The sequence below is a fragment of the Chitinophaga sp. HK235 genome (assembly GCF_018255755.1).
GTDB lineage: Bacteria > Bacteroidota > Bacteroidia > Chitinophagales > Chitinophagaceae > Chitinophaga.
On the sequence record NZ_CP073766.1, the window covers coordinates 2,854,156 to 2,875,281 of the forward strand.

Genomic DNA, 21,126 nt, shown 5'->3' on the forward strand with positions numbered 1-21,126 from the left:
CATAAAATAATTTGGTTTGTATTACAAACTACATTTACATTTGTCATAAATGTCCGCATTCTGATGGAAACAATGGAACATAACCTGGAACCCTTACAGGGGTTAAAAATTATTACGGAGGCGATTGCGCAAACGAAGGAGAATATTAAAGGACATAGTTTTCTGTTTCTTTTATGGGGATGGCTGATCGCCGCTGCCAGCCTGCTTTTTTTTGTTTTGCAGTCCTTTACGGCTTTTAAATTATTCTTTCTCCCGTTTCCGATATTTGTGACAATAGGCATTATTATCTCCCTTGTTAATTACAGATCAGGACAACAGGTTTCCCAAACCTACCTGGGTTTTTATCTGAAAAACCTCTGGCTGGTACTGGGCATCGGCTTTATACTGAGTGTACTGATCAATCTGAAACAACAGTATCCTCCTTTTACCTACACCCTGCTGATAGGAGGCGTGGGTACGCTGGTATCCGGATTGGTATTGCGTTTCAGGCCACTGGTGATTGGAGGGATATTGTTTTTTGCTTTCTCAGCAGCCTGTGTATTTACACCTGGTCAATACCAGCCACTGCTTCAGGGAATAGCGGTACTTACCGGTTACCTTGTTCCCGGCTATTTACTTAAACATTCAAACGCATAATCAGGAACTGATGTATAATGAGTTAGATCCTGTTTTAAACACTCCTGTGCGGCTGGCCATTGTATCTGTGCTGGTGAAGTTAAAACAGGCAGATTTTGGCCATCTGATGGAGGTGACAAAAACAACACAGGGAAACCTGAGCCATCAGATAAAGAAACTGAGTGAGGCAGAATATATAGAAGTGATCAAAACATTCAAGGGCAATTATCCGCATACCATTTGCAAACTAACCCCCAAGGGGAGAAAAGCCTTCGAAAAATACGTGGAAGACATCAAAAAATACCTGCACCTGTAACAGGATGTATTTTCATCCGGGAAACAGCTGCAGTTGTTTTTTACCTTTTTAGTTTGCAATACAAACTACATTAATAATTAAATAATGAAAGACAAAGTAGTATTAATCACCGGAGGCACATCAGGACTGGGCGCCGCTACAGCAAAAGCTTTCGCGGCGCAGCAAGCCAGGGTCGTTTTCTGCGGCAGACGTGCCGAACAAGGCAGAGAGCTGGAAGCCGCCATCAGGGCAGAAAAACAGGAAGCCACCTTTATACAGGCAGATGTGACCTTAGAACAGCAGGTGGAACATCTGGTATCAGAAACTGTCCGCCTCTATGGCCGGATAGACGTAGCCTTTAACAATGCAGGCGCCAACCTCTACACAGGCCCCCTCGAGCAGATGAGCAGTGAACAGTTTACTGATACCGTCAACCTGCACCTGACAGGCACCTTCCACGCACTGAAATATGAGATACTAGCCATGAAACAGACCGGCGGCAGTATTATCAATACCGCCAGCACAGCAGGTGTAAAAGGCGTTGGTCAGGGTATAGCGGCCTACGTTGCTGCCAAACATGGCATCATCGGCCTCACCAAAGCAGCCGCACTGGAACAGGCCAGAAACCAGCTACGGATCAACGCGCTGGTAGTCGGCGCTATTCAAACCGAACAGTGGCTGCAGCGGGTATCGCAGCCAGGCATGTTTGAAAAAATAGCCGCCGCCATGCCTACCGGAAAAATAGCAACGATGGAAGACATCATTCCAATGATTACTTTTCTTGCCTCTGATGCCTCCGCATTTATTACCGGTGCCGCACTGGCCATCGACGGTGGCATCACTGCCGGATAATCTCCTTCACCATCAACAATAGTTTTATGAATACCATTGCACTATGGACAGCCACCATCCTGGCTACACTGATCTTCATCGCCGGCAGTTACGAAAGACTGTTCCGGATGCCCAAATGGTTTGAAAATCCGCCCCGCTCCTTCGGGCTGATCACCCAACAAACCAAAAGCTCGTCGAAGTTCTGGATACCACTTCAGATCTTGTTTTTATTATCATTCATCACCACCCTGATCACCAACTGGACATTACCGGCAGTACGATTTTACCTGCTCTTTACCCTCGTCTCTTTTCTGCTGGTAGTGATACCTACCGCCACCTATTTTGTCAGGGAGATACTCGCTTTTGCCAAGATGCCCGCCGATACACCCGCCACTCCCGACCTGTTGAAAAGAAGTAAAACATGGCTGATATGGACCACCTCCAGAAACCTGCTGCAGCTCATCTCCCTGTTAACATTAATCATGGCATTAAAAGCGCTGTATAAATCATGACCAGCATCATTACGGGCTTACTTTTGAAAATTTCTATCTTACACGGAATATCCCAAACTATCAATCAAAACATGGATACATCACTCGTTCCTCAAATACAGGAGACCAGAAAATTTTTCGACCAGCTGGGTAATAGTTATCCTCCGAATGAAACAGTCACCATAACAAATGAATTAATTGATAACGTTCCCTGTTACTGGTTTACGCCACCAACCATCGACAGCCGGGATATTATCCTATACCTTCATGGCGGGTCTTATGCACTGGGCTCCCTTCAGTCGCACAAAGCCATGATCACCCATTTCGCCGCTTCGTTAAAACGGAAAATCCTGTTTGCAGAATATGCACTGGCACCTGAACATCCCTTTCCGCAAGGCAGGAATGACGTCACCAGCGTATATACTGCTATTGCTGCCACCCACCCTGATGTAAACCTGTTCCTTATAGGAGACAGCGCCGGTGGCGGTATTCTGATATCCAGCCTTCACGATATCTACAACAGCCATGTGAAAATTCCTTCCGGCATCGTGCTGATCTCAGCATGGTTGGACCTCAGTTGTGAAAACGAATCCTATCATACAAGGAAAGATCCCATCCTGACACAGGAGGAAATGAAAATATATGCTGGTTATTACGGACAAGATCGTATCCGGGAAGCAGATCCCAGCCAGCTGACGTTTACACAACTCCCACCTGTACTGATCATGGTGGGAACCCAGGAAGTACTGTTTGATGATAGCCTTCACTTTTATCAAAAAATGTCAACCATACAGCCACAAACAAACCTGATGGTATTCGAAGATCAGACACATGTGTGGATGCTCACGGATATCCATTCTGCTGCAGCTATCAACGCGCTGGAAAACATTAAAACATTCATTGAAAAATGATCCTTTCCTTCCGCCATGCTTACCTGAGCCTCTCTCTGACAGGAGAGGTTCAGGTCTTTTTATAGGGTTGTCGTTAAAACCCCTTTTTCTGTCGTATCCTACCCTGGATTTTTAAGTTGAAACATGTATTTTTATACATATATCTTTAATATATGAACACACATTTAATTTCCGCAACAACACTGGTACAAGCACCGATCGAAACAGTATGGGCCTGCTGGACAGATCCCGGACACATCAAAAACTGGAACAATCCATCTGATGACTGGCACACACCACATGCAGAGAACGATGTTCGTCCTGGTGGCAAATTCCTTTTTGTGATGAAGGCAAAAGATGGCAGCGAGGGCTTCAACTTTGAAGGAGTCTACAATGAAGTAATCCGGTACGAGAAACTAAGCTATACCACTACTGATAGCAGAAAAACAACTGACTTGTTTGAAACCGCTGATAATGGCATAAAAATCACAGAGCTCTTTGAGCCGGATGCCAACATGCCAGTAGAAGCACAACAAAAATTCTGTGCAGGCGTATTAAACACTTTTAAAAGATACGTAGAACAATTATAATTCTGTACGGAATCCTAACACAATACAAAAAAAACAGACTCAACACACCTCTGCAATACAACAGTAGGAAACTCCACCTACAACCCGGCCATGTGAATAATATTTTTTTCCAAACTCCGTTTTTTTATTTGAATAATGTATTAACTTCATAAAAGGAGCCTGTATCCGATAACCTCTTTTCGTATACAGGCTCATGGTTTTAGTTACCAGGCCTTCAGAATAGCTGTCACCAATAGTTTATTGCAACGACCTCAGATAACCAGCATGGCCCCATTTTTCACTTCAAAAAGATGTCAGATCAGGCAAGTAATATAATAGCCACTACTGTTGAGCTCTATACTTGCTCTCTGGAAGTAAAGAACGTTACAACTGACACCATTGCTGTCAAGTACAAGGGCTTACCCGGGAACCAGCCTGAATCATACAAAAACTATGTTTCGTTGTGGCCCTCCGCAACGATACCCTGGAATGTAGAACCGGCAAAGCGTGTACCTGTACCCCATAACTATGAAGAAGGTGATTTTGTAATACACGACGTGACGGTAAAGCCGATCAATTATACACTGGGATATGGCGTGGGTCCTATGATAACGGACATTTGCACTTGTGCCCAGATCCTATCTGTGAACTATATGGAAATAGTGCCCTTAACTGTTACCATATCGATAGTGAGTGTAGATAAAAAATCAATCATACTGAATTATATCACATTGCCCGGTTATTTGCCAGGGCTGTATCAGAATTGGGTAGGGCTATGGGAAGGCTTTGCGTCTCCATTTAATGCTCCTCCTCCGCTAGGGCAAACAATCATCAGCAGCAATGCCAGTCAGGGTTCTATCGAAATCAAAAATGTAAGGATTGAAACAGGCGCCGCCTATACACTAATCTATTTCATGGGCCCTTTAGGACCTCCCAATTGGCCGCTGTGTATTAGCAATGCTGCCGCCATGCTTTATTTCAAAACAGCGTAAACTGGTAATAAACAGGAGTATCTTATTTCTCACAACTAAACTATCATCATCATGGAACTCACACAGGAAACCCTAGAGCAAAAAAAGGCCCAGCTGGCCAAAGACTCTGTTCGTGTTCTGGACGTCTCTGGTAAAGGGATCACCCTGGGCATAGGTCAGGTGGGACAAAACTTCGTTTCTATTTACTTTGACACACTCCCGGGCAACAAACCTTCTACCTACGGAAACACTGTCTCCATCTGGCAAAACGCCGATGAAACCATTCCCTGGGACAGCCCTGCCTACAAGACCAAAAAAATAGACAAAGACACCCCCAACGGGGATGCTATCTTCGATGGTCTCAACCTCGACAAATTCAGTTATGTATTGGGTTATTCAGTAGGCCCCGAACTGGGTTCCGGCCAGCAGAAATTCGGTAACGTTTGTGCTACAGCGTTTGTACCGGAAATTGGCGGAGATCCAATACCTCCCTTCTCTTCTTCCGTAAAGGTGGGTTATATTGGTGGCAACTCGCTGACCGCTGATTTCATTCTGCCTCCGGGTGTATTTCCTAAAACAAATGGCGCCTGGATCGGTGTATGGGAAGCTTCACAGGCATCCTACACCCGTCAACCGGATTATAGTAACAACATTCAGGTAGACAAAGCCAGAGGCAGTGCCTATATCAACGGCATCACCATCGGCCGTGGAGCTACTTACACCATCGGTTTGTTTATGAGCGGATGGGCAGGAGGCGGCAGACCCAATGTCCTCACCGCGATGGCCTGCACCTTTACCTTTACAGCGCCCTCCTGAGCACGCTGAACATCCTCTCAGACAGGAAATTCCCCTGATGAAAACTAATCCGGGGCTGTACATTGTACAGCCCCTACATATCAATTTTTTAAACTGATGGACTTCAGGAAAACGCTGACGGATAAACTGTTTGTTGCCATTGACGCAGCAAACGACAGAGGCTTCATGGCCTTTGTCACACCAGACACCCCACCAGATAAAGATGTGATCAGCCTCAGCGAGGCACTCACCAATAACAGCTGGGCCGGTTCCTTTGTAATAGGCGCCAAAGGACCTGATCTCAAAAACAAAGATGATGCTGACAAATTCCTGGAGAAGATATTTAATATCGTGGGCACTACACGGCAGTTTCTCTGGGTACCGGATATGCAACTGGTAGATGTGGTGTATAACGGCCGGTTTACGGCAAACGGCGACGCCGCATCCTTCGATACTTCCGTCAATCTCGTTCTTACCCCTTCCCTTAATTTTGTAATCAGCAGCGGTGTTAATATCAAGCCGGATGATGATGGCAACAACCTGCTATTGGATAGCGGCCGGCTGGCCTTCGACGGGCCAAGCTCCCCACAGATGCAGAAGGTAGTGAATGCTGCCATACCCTGTATAGGAAGCTACCGTGGCTGTGTACAGTTTACCGGTTTTATTGAACGTACCTCCCTGCTCAATAACCTGCAATGGGGATTCCAGTTGCTGATACCATCAGAAGGGGTCACAAATACCCGCTCCGAATGGATACCTTTCGCCAACCCCAATATAGGACCTACCGAATACATCGGGTTTAATATCTCCCTGGACGCCACCGATACCTGGAATGAAGTATTTGATCCCTGTAACACGGAGGATTGCAGCATCGCCACAGCCTATCCCACGCGAAGAACATTTTTTGATTTCACCGGTAAGAACTTCCTGGAGCAGGATGTTGCCTTAACCAGCTACTTTACTACCGTATTCGGGCAAAGCCTGGTATTAATACCTGGTACGCCTGCCAATGCTGCATACAATGCGAGATTGGTATTCAGTCTGAGTGACCGTAACGCTAATGCTTTTGATGAATTCCATCTCTGCCCCGAGGGCGATTTCATCATCACAATACCCGCCACGCAAATCGCTTCCAACTACTGTCTGCTTTGTGGTATGTCCGGCACAGAATTTTTCAACTTTACACCGCAAACAACCAGTCAAAAAGGAGATGTACTGCGCTTTTTATCCCGCAAACCCGCATATGCACCTGTATTCCCGATCCCTTCTTCCTCTCCGGTGGCAGCTCCGACAGATTTCAATCAATCACCGCTGAATACACGTTTCCGTACTTCATGGGCCACGCTCATCAACAACTCTGGCAACAAACTGATGTACGTTTCCCAACCAGATGGTGCAGCGTTCTATGGAATCGATGCGCTGATAGAGCCAAAGTTCAACGATCTGTTGGGACACACGGCACCAGGATTTCAATTTATGTCGTGTGAAAAAGCGTTCTTTCCCATGTTTCCCTACGCCGGCATGATCCAGTCGGGTAGTACCATGCCGGCAGCCACCGTCAACGATATTGAAAAAACAATTGTAGCCCCGATGAGAAGAAAGATCATTGCCGGCTGTACCGCACCACCAGCCAATCCCGGCAATGACACAGAAAAAGACACTACACCTGATGGTATAATTGTCGATATAAGACCCATTCCTGGCGGAGGCTCTCCCAAATGGGACGAGATCCTGCTGGGCTGGAACATAGATAACGGTATTAAATACACGCTCTCTTTCAAAAACCCGGCAGATCAGCTGGTAACGGCCTTTCAATCCAGTGAAGTGATGCTCGTTATTGCCAACAACCGCTACACCGGCAATTTCCAGAATGATATGAGCATCAACGACTGGGGCATGAAGATCAATACCGGTGTGAATCAGCGGTACAACGACTACCGTAACGTGATCATCATCAAAGGCCGTAAAGGCAAATTATATGATGCAAAAAATCAGGAGAACAGCCTGGTGGCCAATCCCCTGAAATGGACACAGGCCAGGGATTTCGCCATCCCTTCCACCATCTCCGGCAACGATGACGAAGCGGAATTGACCATCCTCTCCCAATGGCTGCAGACTTATTTCCAAAAGGCAGCTGCCAATACCGGCAACCCTTATTTCAAACGGTTCAATGATATCGCACAATCTGACAGCTGGACAGGTGTGCTGTTTCTCCGTGTGGACGTAACCCATGTACCCGTCAACCTAAACGGGATGCTGGCCGGGATTGTATACCCTGCCGGTTTCAACGTACACCACCTGGGAATAGATATCAGCCCGGTCCGCAAAGGCGCTGACGGTCCTCAAGTAGATAAACCTTCTTCCATATTCGGCCTGATCTATTATGTAGATTCCGACTTCCGGGATGTGCAACCGGTAAAGACCATTGCCCCTTCCAGCAACGAGGACTATAATTACCGGCTGTTATCTTTAAAAGTGTTGTTTGAGAATACAACGGTAAAAAGCTTCGAAAGCAATGCCCAGCTGACACTCAATAAAATTTTCGGTTCGCCGGTACAACGAATGCGCGACCCCGAAAACATATACAAGAATGTATTACTCACCGGCACCATGCAGATAACCAACGGCGTGCCGCTGTATATCCTCAGCAGCCGCAGTGATGATGCATTCTACCTCGACAGTAATATCATCTCAAAAATAGAAGTCAACAACGTCACCCTGTCTACCCGCTCCGGCAGGAACGATGCCATCACCACCTGCTGGTTTTCGATAGCTGGTTTCATTGATTATTATCCGCTCAAAGATCCGGACACGGGTGCTCCTTTTGATATTTTCTCCTTTGGAAATTTACCGGAACAAGACCTGCTGCGCAAAGGACTTAACTTCTCCAACCTTGGCCTGCTGATGACTTTTGCAGCCGCCAATCCTGCTATCAGCACGCTGGTGTTTAATGCTTCGGAAATAGCCTTCGACCTTTCTTTGAGCACAGCCAGAAGGAACAGTTTATATAACAATCTGTTGCTGGACCTGGACTCGCTGGTAGCCGGCACAGACCAGGCCACACCCAAGGAAAGCGGTTATCTGGAAGTACTACCGGACCTGCGTATGAACGGCGTATCGGGTAAACCCTGGTGGGGGCTCCGGATGAAACTGAACATGGGCAGTCCCGGTGAGCTGGCAGGGAAGATCAATCTCAGCTCCTGGCTGCTGGTAGCCTGGTCCCCCGACAGTGTAATCGATACAGGATTCAATACTGCTATTGGCATTTCTTTGCCAGGTACAGAAAGCGGAGCCAGGATGATCAGTTTGCAGAATGTGATGAAACTATCGATCGGGCAAATCCGGTTATTGTATATCATAGACAAAGAGTCCTTCCTTTTATTATTTACAGATATCGCCTTACGTTTCCTCGGATTACTCAAGATACCCCCCAACGGCAATACGCTGTTTTATCTTTTCGGCAACCCCGACGCCGGCGGAAAGGCTTCAGGACTGGGCTGGTACGCCATGTACGCCAAAGCCTGAATATAATACGGAATGAATAATACCATAAATCGTTAACTATGATCTCTGAGGAAATAGATAATCTTTCGGAAGCCTCCGATAACTCCAATAGTGAGGTATTTCAACTATTGCTGGATGATATTCAGGAATTTCTTAACCAGCAAACAGAGATAAGAATACTCATTACAGGCAGTCGTAATTACGGGCATCAGGCATCTTGTGTGAATATTGTAAAAAGACTGGTGTCCATTAGTTCGAATGTATTATACAGTTTCTGCCTGTATTACCGTAGCCAGGAGGAAAAGCGGATACTAATCAGCGTATTGCAGTTGTTAATGCCACAATTTACGGCATTGGACCAGCCATTCAAACTACTGGCGAACAACAACACCAATAATGTGCAGGTAATCGATATAATGACGAATGTTCCGCAGGAAATCTATTTCGGTCTGACAGGTGGCTTTGATGAGCATGAACGAAATGACCAACTGGAAGCTGTACGAGCCTGTAGGGTAGAATACTTCATGCAGTTGCAGCCTTATATGTGGTATACCGGAGATGAAGAGTTTATAGTGGTAAAAACAGAGACTGCACATCAAATGGATGCGTATGCCCGGCAGCGGGGCGTATTTCTGCACAGGTCTTCCTATTTCTGTCCCATCCCCATAACACTCAGCCCTTTTGATATACAGGTCTTAACCAACTCTCCCTATCAGGAAAAATTACAGATTGTACAATATCTGGCTGGCAGGATTGATACAAATGCACTAAATCTCTGCTCCGTATATGGTATCGGTACGCTTGGGGAAAGCGCCGGACCGCTGTATAATATGTGTGCTTCCATTTCCTATGCACAGGATGCAGAAGACCTGGAGCCCAATGTGAAGCTGCCTTGCGTAGTATTGTTATTCCAGGAAATAGAGCTGGTACAATGGACCACCTGCCAGCGTCTTGTAAATCAGCAGTGGAATTTACTAGCTGGAACTGACAAGCCTTCAGAGCCATTCAAAGCCTTTCACAGAAAATACAAGATCAACCAGCGCGTACTTTTTCTGGGAGGGCCGGATAACATTCTCAGTTTAAATATAGTTCAGCAGCAGGTAAACACCCTGCAAAACGGACAAACGCTCATCATCTATTTCGGGAAAGCACCACAGGTACTTTTTGATTATTGCTATTACAAATCCACCTTCCCCCCCTTTTGTGAAGGACAGGCTACGGCCGCCACCGTATTTAATTTTGGATGCCCGTTCTTTAAATACTCTAAAGGACAACAGGATATCAGAATTGATTACCCCACCCTGCCACTTAGCCGGGATGACTCATCCGCAGGAGCAGAATCAAGAAGAGAATCTTCTGCGGCCCTTTACTGTTGCCCATCCCAATGGAGACAGGAAGAAGGATATGGTGAGGATAATGACGCACCAGTAGAGTTTTTTCCTGTCATTGAAATCTCCAGCATTATCGTAGCTGCCTTTGATGAAGACGACGATCCTTTTTTTAGTGCACTGGGAGAATTCTTTAACGATCAAGAAAACGACAAACTACTACTGGGGCTCGATATTGTATTAAGAATATTAGGAAAAAGAAAGGTTGACTTCAACACAAAACTGTTACGGGCAGATGACAACAGCAAACTGATTGAACTATATGCCAAACTGGAAGGACAAACGACTGTAGATCTTCCCACTGTACTGGGTCCGGGATTTCTCACCAACTGGTTGGTAAAAGCCGGCAACTTTGGAACGGTGGTTGTCAACAGTGCTACTTCTGCCATCAATGATGATAAAACACAGGTAACCCTGGATGGCCAAACCTCTTCCTTTACTTTCCCCGGACTGACCGCCAATTTCATCTTTACAGAAAACAAAGAGCAGCTGGCCCTGGCATTTACATTGCAGTTTCCCGGCCTCAACTTTTCAGGCGCACAATGGTTCCAGTTCCCCAACAACTCCACTGTCAGTATGACACTGGACCCTACCGCTCTATTGCCTGCACAGGGAAAACTAAGCACTACGCTGAAGGCAGGCATTACGATGACGGTTTCTCTCACCATCCCATGCAATAAAGGTGTATGGGCCATGCAGACCGTATTTGCAGATGATATGCCCGACCTCAATGACATCTTCCAGTTTGTAGGAGGTATCAACCTGCGGGCTTTATTACCAGCCCAGCTGGGCGCCATCACTGCCATTAAACTGAACAGCCTCGGATTTCAATATAACTATAACACCAATACCCTGGAAGATATTTCCATGGCAGCCTCCACTCCTGATACAGCAACGTGGAAACTGGTGCCCGGCGTAGAACTCCGGAAACTGTCGATGAACATAGGAGTAGCTAATCCGGGTGATCTCAAAAAAAGAAAGGCCATTTACGGGCTCGGAGGAATATTTGGGATTGGCGATGGCACCGTATCTGTTGCCGCCAGATTTCCGCCGGTGCGGATTACCGGTCAGATGGCGCCCAACAGCAAACCCATTGCCATTAAAACCATTATTGCCGACTACCTGGGTGAAGACTTTGCAACAGCATTGCCGGCATCTATCAGAGATATTGCCATCATCGAATTGGTATTCGGACTGGACCAGGCAGCAGGCTCCTACAATTTTGCAATGGGCGTGGCTGCCAACTGGACTATCCCCGTGGCAGGTGTCGATATTTTTACCATCACACAACTGTCTTTTTCCATATCCGCCGTTTCCCAACTGATAGACAACGACAGCACGGCCTCCGCCATGGCCCTGGCTGTCAGCAATCAGAAATCCACTGAAATCACCGGTACTTTCGGCGGAGCTGTCACAATACTCCCCGGCACTGCCAGCGAAATCGCCCTGACTGTTGCTGCCGCCTATCTGGGTACCGGTAAAGGCTGGACATTCACCGCTACACAAACAGCCGGACAGATCAGCCTGATAGAACTGTTTACCTTTTATCTGCCTCCGGCCTGGAAACCGGATACCAGCCAGTTTGATATTGCCATCAATGGCCTCGGTATCACCATTGCGACCATTACCAACTCCTGGATGTTCACCGGGAAAACGGCCACGCCTATACGTATTCCCGGCCTCAATATCGACATCAACCTGATACTGACAGCCGGTTACAACGGAGGCCCCAAACCGGAAGAAATTGGTTACTTCGGCGCCCTCAGCGCTGAAGTCAAATGGCAGAACATCGCCCTCACGGTATTCTATAATTTCAAACCCGGCTATACCTCCTATGGCATCCGCTGGGGCAAGCTGGAAGGAAAGATCGAAAACAAGAACGGAAAACAGATAGCTACCCTTTCGTTTACAGAATCCACCACCATCGGCAGTATCGTGGAACTGATGATAGGATGGGCTACCGGCTCTACCTTCACGCTGAGCTCTCCCTGGAATATCCTCAATGCCATACCACTCAACAACCTGTCTCTCGAATATAATTTCACAGACAAACAAGTGGGCATCAATGTAAACATTGGTCCTATTGAAATGGGCTTTGCCAGAATTGAAGCGATTAAGGTGACCTATAAATCCAATCAGCCCAATCCCGAAGATAATGGTGTGATCGTAGAGCTCACAGGCTCTTTCCGCTGGCAGGACGATCCCAAAAAACCACTGGGCTGGGATGCTGCCCGCCCGGAAACCACGCCGGCACCGCAAGGACAGGGCAACAAATACCTCGACCTGCGCCTCCTCGCCATGGGACAACATGTTACACTCCCCTGCTTTGCTTCAGCAGAGAATGTACAGATGGCCATTGCCTGCATGAAACAACTACCCAAACCTGATAATAATAACATCACCATTCCGCCGGTAACCCTCGATGCCAACAGCTCCTGGATCACCGGTATGGACTTTGGCATCCTGCGTTTTGGCGATGACAAAAAAGATAATGGCGCCCCTCCCGCCAAAACCGGTTATCTGCTCACCATGCAGATCATCTTCAATGATCCTAACCTGTACGCACTGAGGATCAAACTCGATGGCGAAGCCGCCAAAGTGTTCCAGGGTCTGGACTTCCAGATCATGTATAAAAAAGTGACGGATACGATCGGATTATACAAAGCCGAAATAGCCCTGCCCGACAAGATGCGTTTTATCCGCATGGGGCAGTTCAATATCACCTTGCCTATATTCGGTATAGAATATTATACTAATGGTGATTTTCAGGTAGATCTTGGTTTTCCCTGGAAAGCCGATTTCTCCCGTTCCTTTTCCTTCCAGGCGCTCATCTGGACACCCATCGGTATACCCATTCCCGTGATGGGTTCTGTGGGTATCTATTTCGGTAAACTGTCCAGCGCCACTACAAACAGAGTACCCAAAACCGATGACGGCACATTCAACCCTGTACTCGTATTTGGGTTCGGGATACAGTTCGGGCTGGGATACAGCTTTGATGCCGGTATCCTGAAAGCAGGATTCAGTCTCACACTCGTGGCTATTGTGGAAGGCCTGCTGGCCAAGTTCAACCCATACAGCCTTACCGCAGGCGGTGGCACCACCGATCAGCTGGAAACCAGTTATTACTTTAAGGTAACCGGTACCGTGGGCATTATCGGCAAGTTGTTCGGTACCGTGGACTTTGCCATCATCAAAGCAGAGGTAAACGTAGACATCCGTATACTGGCATCTTTCACCTTTGCTCCATACGAAGATATTCTGCTGAATCTTTCAGCATCGGTGGATATCTCAGTATCTATATCCATCAATCTTGGTCTCTTCAAAATCAAGATCAGCTTCAGCTTCTCCGCGAAAATATCTCAGACCGTTAAGGTCAAAGGTATTGGTGGCACACCACCCTGGCGTATTGCATCCACCAATGGCACCGTGTTGCTGGCCAACCGCCGTATCCGTGTACGTCAGGCCCGCATGCTGCAAAGTGTGGTTACCCTTAACTGGCGTAATCTCACAGCCGCCACCGTTCCTTATAAGCTGACTGCGTATCTTGGTCTGGGCCTTACCATGGCCGGCGATCAGGCTACCCAGGTATCACAGCAACTGGCCTGTTATGTAGCCATGTTGTTTATCCAGTCAGTACCTGGTCCTGAAAGAGAAACCAAGGTTGCCGCCGCTGCCGGAGACACTTCTTTTGAAACACTGGCAAAAATGGTGTTCCGCTGGGTAGTAGCAGCCATGCAGCCTGCACCCGTATCACCGGAACAGGTAGACGAACTGCTCATCCATATCACCGATCTGCAACAGGTGCTGGCTATTCTGAACGATCCTGATACCACTGCCGCCTTCAGCAACGATGACATCAGTTATTTCCTGAAGAGCAGGTTCAACATGGAAATATCTCCTGCTACAGGCGACCAGGAAACAGATGCTACCTACTTCCCGCTGGCACCCGATATGAAACTTTCCCTGCCGGCCTATGGCAGCGGCTATCCGGAATTAAGCTATACGTTTGAAGAATACAACAAAACATCTTCCGACTACCGTAAATTCCTGCGTAACTACTTCGACCAGCTGGCGGTAAACGCCAGGAAGGAAAGCGACCGGACAGCCTTGCTGGCGCTGAATGACGCCAACAGTCCATCGATGGGCAGCTTCGTATTTAATGATTATTTCCTGATGATCTCCAGACAGATCATTCAGACAGCCATCGATTCACTGCAGGAATTCAAATATTTACTGAAAGACACCCAATCTGTACAGGATATTATCAATACCATCAACAGAGGCGCCGGTCTTTCCGGTAGCGAGTCTTTCACCGTAGAAGAGCTGTTTGCAGACAACAACACGGTAGTGCTGAATGCAAACAAAAAAATCGTCATCAGCGGAGCCACTTATCTGGTGCAGGCAAAAGATACATTTAACAGTATTGCCGGCAACAGTAACTTCGCCGGTTCCTTCACTGGTGCGGCACTTGCCACGCTTAATCAGGCTATCGACAATACTTTAAATCCCGGTGTAGTGATCAGCTATCCCGGTAAAGATCCTTATGTGGTATTGCCCAGCCAGTCGCTCAACGCGGTTGCAGCCGCGATGAAGATTTCCACCGCAGATCTTATCAGCAAAGGTGGTGTACCTGGTCTGGCTGATCTGCCTTTACCAGTGGCTACACTGCTGCTGCCGGACTTTACCTATACTACCCAGGCCGGTGATACGCTGCAAAGCATTGCCGCTAAATTCCACCTGGACCCTGTCCTGCTGGCCGCTCCGGCAGCCAACAGCCAGATAGTGGCCCTGTTCGACAGCAGCACTACGCCTGCTTTGGACATCGCCAACCTCACACGCTATAAAGTGGGAGACCTCCTGCAGGAAATACAGGACACCCGCGGCTTACAGCAGTTGTCCGGTATGACGTCCAGGTATTATATGGCCGGTTTACGTTTACCCACCAGTGGTATCACACCGGAGAAAAAAGGTATGTGGGTTAGCGGAGACCAGGGCAGCTACCAACTGCCTGACTTTGCAGGGCTTTACGCATTAACAGGCCAGCAATTCCCTATCCCCGGCCTCAACAGCACCGATGCATTTGATATCAGCATGCTGAAGAATGGTGTTGACTGGATCAGCTTCACCGGAACAGATCCGCAAAAACTGACCATCTCCATCAAACCCAACAGCGATGAAGCCAAACAGATAACGCTGGTCAAAAACTATGCTATTGCCAATAAACTGCAGACAGGCATGGTGTTTAACGGCACAGAAGGCATGTTCAACACGAAAAAAGCCACCTGGTCGTTTACCACCGAAATTGTATGGAGTGCCGCCTCTCTTTTCAGCATGCCTTATAGCATACAGCCTCCGGGCACACCAGGTATGCAGTTATGGATGATGCCCGACCCGCTGATGGAACTACCGGACCCGGATACACGAAAAATAAATCCCCGGATAGCCATGAAGATCGGGGAATATAATGATGCGCTGAGAGGCATGGTAGACACACCACTGACAGCATATGGATATGCATCTGTAGTAGCCTTTACGGTGAAACAGGTACCGGTCAACATTGCCGCCCCCGCTACCCAAACCACCTATGAAGTAATGGGAGCCGATGGCAACAGTGCCAATATACTGGAACGTATCGTGAGTGGTGTCGGTAATAACAATCAAAAGATCCATTCTCTGATACTTGCCTATAGTGCAGACCCCAACAGCACCACGGCCAACGGTATACAAACAGACAATGCCGCTGCCATCACCATGGGGCTGGCACAGGTAAACCTGTCTACTGATACCCGGCCGGACACAACGCTGCTCACCCGCAAACTGAGCCTGGGCCCCAGTGACAACATGACGCTGCTGAATGATAAAACAGGCTTCATCCGGCTGCTATGGGAAGCTTCCATTACCAGGGCCGGCGGATTCTATCTGTATTACTACAACAGCGACAATAACAGCGGTCTGCCGGACAGGATCTTCAATGACAAAGGAGAAGCCGCATTATCACTGATAGTACTATACGAAAAAGAAGCGGATACCAACACACAGAATACAGTCACCAATTACATGAATGCCGTGGTGACTACTCAAAGCATAGATCCCAACAGGGCGGTATTGTACGCAGAAGCAAACCCGGTGGCCAATCTCAGCATTGCTGCCGACAAGGTACAGACACTCGCACTGTTATCTCAGGCATATTATGCCAATGCGGCAACATTGGCGAAAGACAACGACCGGCTGTTATTAAGACAGATCATCCGGATCCTGGTAACAGCAGGCACCTATGAAGTAGGGCCCGATGCACCTGGCGGCGGCCTCAGCTCCATTGCTGCTTTCTTCGGTACTACAGTCGATGCTATCAAGGCAGCCAACCCTGCACAGCAAAACTGGCCGGACCCGCTGCCCATGTATACGGCCATTTACCTGCCCGCCATCACTGTTTCAGTCAATATCAATATGACCCTCGCTGATATCGTTCACAAGTATGGTGTAAACCTTACTTCCCTGGCTAACAGCAACAGTGATGTAGCAGGTCTGTTTGCAGACAACCAGCAGATAAAAATCAACAGTGGTCCATTCATCACCTCCTCCACAGTACCACAAGGCGTGATCAGCTGGCAGTCTGTAAGGCCCAAACCAGCGGACATTCCGGACAATCTCAATGCACCCGACTACGGCAGGATCTTCCTGCTGAATATGTTCAGCCTGTTGTCTTACCAGGTATATGCCAACGTATATTTTGAAGAGAGTAAGCTGGGACTGCCCGCCAATCCGGCTACGCCACAGGACGAACAGCAAACACTGTCCAAGGTAAGAACACCCAGGCTGCTGGCCGAAGGAGAAGACTGGTTATTTAATGTACAGGTGCCTTACAGCCAGTTCACCAAAAAGGCGATGGCTAATCTGGCTGCAGGCCTCCCCGATGCCAGCCAGAGCCCCTATAAAGGTTTGGGCAATCTGCTTCAGATAGATTTTGCATGGCAGGACCTGTATGGTAACCGGCTCATTACCGAGCTTTCCAATCCTGCTGCCGGTGCCGCCACACCATTAAACCGGCCACCGGTGATCACAGGTTACAATGATGCCCTGCTGGCATTAACCCAATGGCCATCCGTATCATCAGTATACAATGTGCAGAAGGTCCCCAACACCTCACAACCTGCAATCCTGTTGGCGCTGACCTTCGATGCCAGCGTATACCAAGGCATGATCAGCGCTTCGGCCATCAGCAGCACTGTTATCAAAGCGGTGTTTACACAGCCGCTGGATAAAGTATCTGCCGAAACGAAAGATCGCTACCAGCTGGACCATGGCATCACAGTCGTGAGTGCCGTACTCGACACGGATCAGGTGACTGTTACCCTCACCGTGAGCAACATCCCTGAAAAAACACCGGTACAACTCAGCATCAACAATATCACCGATCAAAGCGGTCAGCTTACCTTCCAGGGCACGGCCACATTCTTCCATCCTTCCGATGCAGGCGCTTCCACGTCCTCCATCCGCGACAAGGCAGCGGGAGATCTGCAAACCTACACCCAGCTATGGTATCAACTCACCGACCCTGCGGGTATCCGTTACCGTGTGATCACCAGCATGACAGAAGAAATGTTTGTACTCGGTACCAGCGACGTCACATCGCTGGTAGACGGATGGCTTGCAGACATCTGGAAGTTTGTCAATGACCGCGCACAGGCACAGACCAATGTAGCACCTCCTTCCGCTGCACACAACATCCTGTTGCCGATGAACACCAGCAAGCTGAATAAAGCAGAAACCTATCCGTTGCAACTCAGCTTTACCATTGAACGCACCGGTGGTGTAGTGATGGGTGATCTCTCTACTACCGGTAATATCCGGCTGGTGAGCAGTGTGCTGTCACCGTTTGCAGGTAAAGCCGGTGACCTGGCTGCAGGCCTCGCTGAATTTGCAGCGAGCTTCGAAGCCGCCATGCAGCAGACGGGTGTATATCAACTCAAAGTGGCCGCAGGCACAGACCGGGAAGCCAGTCTCACCAACGCCGCTGGCAACCAGTTATGGGTAGTAAGGCTTGGCCTGAACAAGGATACCAGCATCTCCTACTCCATCAATCAAAAAACACCACCGCTGCTCTTCGCACCTAAGCCGGTGTCTACACAGCTCCAGACCAGAAACGCGGTACCCATATGGGACTTCAACCCCGACAAGGGAATCAACTTCAATGCTCCGCCAGACAGAACACTGGACTTTTCCGGCATTGATATGGACGTATGGACCCAGAGCGTTTTCGGAGACATAGATAACCTGCTGACATCGGAATATGTGGCAGCGATACAACTGGTAGATAATCAGCAACAGGGGACTTTCCTGCAGACCATGCTGGACAACAAATCAGCCCTCGCAAACCTGGTAAAATCATGGATGACCTTTGTCTTTGAAGGGGAATCCGGCAGCCAGCTGGAGATACAGGAAGCATTCCGGCAACAGCTGCTGGTAAGGTTAAGTAATGCGTATACCGTAAAAGCCGGCGTTCAATATGCTGCTACGGTAGTAGCCGGTGACTTCCGCCTCTTCTTTGTAAACATCGATCCGAAAACAACCAATACCATCCTTGTACAATTTACAAGCGACATCAGTAAAACGGTAGCGGAAGATATATCGAACTATCAACTGACTGGTGGCCTTAAGGTAGTAACAGCAACAGCAGATACGCAGAATGCACAGTTTGTGACTTTACAACTAAGCGCGCTGCCTGTGGCCGGCACTACGCAGTTATCGGTAAAATCCACTTACACCAGTGCAGGAGGAGCTGTCATTACCGGTCCGCTTACGATGACGGTAAGTGCCGGCGCCGCAGCCACACCTTCCCTGATGGGTAATGTGATACAGGTATTCCGGCTACTCGGTGCCGTTAAGAATGCGGAAGATCCGAAGAAGCTGCTGCTGTTCTTCTCTGAAGTACCGGATCCATCCTACGCCACCAACCCTGCCAAATATGTGGTAAGCGGAATAACCGTTAATTCCGCCATGGTAGATCCAGGCAATGCACAGATAGTAGTACTGCTCTTAGCTGCAGAGCCGATCGTTGGAGAAACAATGGTCAATGTGCTGACGCCCTACCTCGATACCAACGGCGATGAATTAATGCCTCGGAAAGATACTGTGGTAACCGCTGAGATTGATGTGAGCCATCGTACCGAAGGTATTAATATCACCTCCGCAAGGTTAAACCTCAAAAACAGTAATGCCGTTCCTTTACCATTCCTGGTTACAGCGCCACAGCTGATCCGTAATGATGCGGGAGCAGTAATATCCTACATCGATCTGGATACGGTATTCTCCGGCAGTTCCATAGAGCACCAGATTGCTTATCTGCCGAACATTGCAGACTATCGCGCATCCAGCTGGCTCAACTTCATGGATATTCCAGCCAGTTTACAGGCTGACCTGGGCACTGCAAGAGTACCCATGATACTACGGGCCTTTCCTGTAGCGCCGGCAATGACTGACCAGACCGGGGACTATCTGGTGAAAAACAATACAGACCTGAGTGATATTCTCTTCTGGAGTTATAATATTCACTATTCCCGTAACTTCCACTACCCTCAGGATGAAATATTCTTCACCGTTAGTTTTAATGTCATAGAAGATGAGCAGAGCCGACTCGCTGCCATGCAGGATGCCTTTGCGGAACTGGCGGAATTTATTACCGTTTACCCACAGATAGCGGTTGTATTTTCTGATGTGCTGATGAAGATAGATGCCGCCACCACGGATGTCACTGCCTTCCAGCGTTCTGCTGTTGCACTGAAATCCTTTAATACGATGACCGGCAGGATCATCCAGGCTGCTTCAGCCAACGGCCTGTCGATCTTTAATGCACAGGGTGTGCTGTATAATGCTACCGAAGTATACCAGTTCCGGTTACAGGAAGGTACCGGTACAGTTGGCACTTTCACGGATATACTGGTGATAACCATCACCGGCCTGCCGGCTTCTGGCATGGACAAACCCAAAGTGATGATACCGGGCTTTAAAACCGAAGTATACCCCGGCGATCCATTACCAGATAGTATCAGCTATTATTTTGAAGCCAATGGAAAACCGCTGGATGCAGCCACTGGTCAAACGATCAGTGCCCGTACTGTACAGCTGCCTTTACTGAATCTGTTTGCCAAACAGAATATTCGCACGGTTGCTGAAATGAAACGCAACAACGAGCTGGTGCCAGGCCGCCCTACAGCTCCCGATTTCATTTACACCACCGGTGAAGTAGGCTTTACGGATATCTTTAATCCATTATTGGAATACAATCTTTCGGTAGACATTGCCACCGCTACCGGCAGCAAACAAAAAACTACCCTTAAAGGCCAGCTGCAATCCTTGTTTGATGTACTACTGAAAAACAACAAACAGGACCTTCTCAGCTTCCTGATGACCTGCAGCTATGCATATCAGCTGAACAGCGATATCAGCGAGCTGTCTGGTGTACAGCTGCCTGTAGTGATGCAGCCGTTGCAAACCATCCGGGTAATACCGCAGGCCGGCAATGATACATTTAAATCACTTGACGCCATGATCGATAACTGGACCAATAGTATCAAGCTATGGGCACAGACACATCAGCCCGATATCATCAACGGTGTACTGTTCTTTAAACTGTCTGTCTTCTCTAACCTGAATGAGGATGTTACAACAGTGCGGACATTGCCGTTGTTAAGGATGGGAGGGCTGTTTCTATCGTTGAATGATGTCACTGACTGGCCCTCCTGAGTTGGTAACGGGCATTCCTTCATCAAAATGA

10 protein-coding genes are annotated in these 21,126 nt (G+C 48.2%); all 10 read left to right on the top strand.

From position 1 onward, the window contains the following. Nucleotides 1-63: 63 nt before the first annotated feature. Nucleotides 64-636: a hypothetical protein gene (locus KD145_RS09740; RefSeq protein WP_212005700.1), complete on the top strand. Its 573-nt coding sequence runs from the start codon at nt 64-66 to the stop codon at nt 634-636. A gap of 10 nt (nt 637-646) precedes the next feature. Beyond that, a complete protein-coding gene (locus KD145_RS09745; protein WP_212005701.1) occupies nt 647-931 on the top strand; it encodes a transcriptional regulator in 285 nt (94 codons plus the stop codon). A gap of 84 nt (nt 932-1,015) precedes the next feature. Continuing rightward, the gene (locus tag KD145_RS09750; protein ID WP_212005702.1) at nt 1,016-1,762 is read left to right on the top strand and encodes an SDR family NAD(P)-dependent oxidoreductase; all 747 of its coding nucleotides are present in this window, start codon (nt 1,016-1,018) and stop codon (nt 1,760-1,762) included. Between the two features lie 26 nt (nt 1,763-1,788). Then, the gene (locus KD145_RS09755; protein WP_212005703.1) at nt 1,789-2,253 is read left to right on the top strand and encodes a hypothetical protein; all 465 of its coding nucleotides are present in this window, start codon (nt 1,789-1,791) and stop codon (nt 2,251-2,253) included. 71 nt (nt 2,254-2,324) lie between these two features. Beyond that, nucleotides 2,325-3,143: an alpha/beta hydrolase fold domain-containing protein gene (locus KD145_RS09760; RefSeq protein WP_212005704.1), complete on the top strand. Its 819-nt coding sequence runs from the start codon at nt 2,325-2,327 to the stop codon at nt 3,141-3,143. 152 nt (nt 3,144-3,295) lie between these two features. Continuing rightward, complete coding sequence (locus KD145_RS09765; protein WP_212005705.1) at nt 3,296-3,712, top strand: SRPBCC domain-containing protein; 417 nt, start codon at nt 3,296-3,298, stop codon at nt 3,710-3,712. 290 nt (nt 3,713-4,002) lie between these two features. Next, complete coding sequence (locus tag KD145_RS09770; RefSeq protein ID WP_212005706.1) at nt 4,003-4,683, top strand: hypothetical protein; 681 nt, start codon at nt 4,003-4,005, stop codon at nt 4,681-4,683. Nucleotides 4,684-4,734: 51 nt separating this feature from the next. Then, nucleotides 4,735-5,478 (top strand): hypothetical protein, encoded by a 744-nt coding sequence (locus tag KD145_RS09775; RefSeq protein WP_212005707.1) that lies wholly within the window; start codon nt 4,735-4,737, stop codon nt 5,476-5,478. Between the two features lie 96 nt (nt 5,479-5,574). Continuing rightward, nucleotides 5,575-8,982, top strand: coding sequence for a hypothetical protein (locus tag KD145_RS09780; RefSeq protein ID WP_212005708.1), 3,408 nt, complete (start codon nt 5,575-5,577; stop codon nt 8,980-8,982). 38 nt (nt 8,983-9,020) lie between these two features. Next, complete coding sequence (locus tag KD145_RS09785) at nt 9,021-21,095, top strand: LysM peptidoglycan-binding domain-containing protein (protein ID WP_212005709.1); 12,075 nt, start codon at nt 9,021-9,023, stop codon at nt 21,093-21,095. The last annotated feature ends 31 nt before the right edge of the window (nt 21,096-21,126 follow it).